The sequence below is a fragment of the Tetzosporium hominis genome (genome assembly GCF_002265435.1).
Lineage (GTDB): Bacteria > Bacillota > Bacilli > Bacillales_A > Planococcaceae > Chryseomicrobium > Chryseomicrobium hominis.
Window position 1 is genome coordinate 1 of the sequence record NZ_NOKQ01000327.1, and the last position, 266, is coordinate 266.

The 266-nt window shown below is 39.5% G+C and carries 1 protein-coding gene; it reads right to left on the minus strand.

The features are described 5' to 3' along the window. Nucleotides 1–266, minus strand: a 266-nt coding sequence (locus CF394_RS14115; protein WP_133079853.1) for a DUF2232 domain-containing protein, incomplete at both ends; no start/stop codon positions are given.

The window sequence follows — 266 nt, forward strand, 5'->3', positions numbered from 1 at the left end:
TTGGCCTTTTTCTAAAGGCAAAAATGAAAGTATGACGATCATTAAATACAGCACTACAACACTTTGCGGAAACTTCAACTCTCTAAAAGGCTTTAGATTAGGAATATCGGGGGAGAATCGCCTTAAGAGCGGCTTAGCGATAAGGTAACTGAGGAAAGAAAAAATAGCTCCTACCATCACAATAGCTGTTGGAAAAAGATATTGAACGATACCCAATTGTTCTTCCATCAGTTTCAATTGCTTCTCAAGCTGTTCAGCATTGCCCG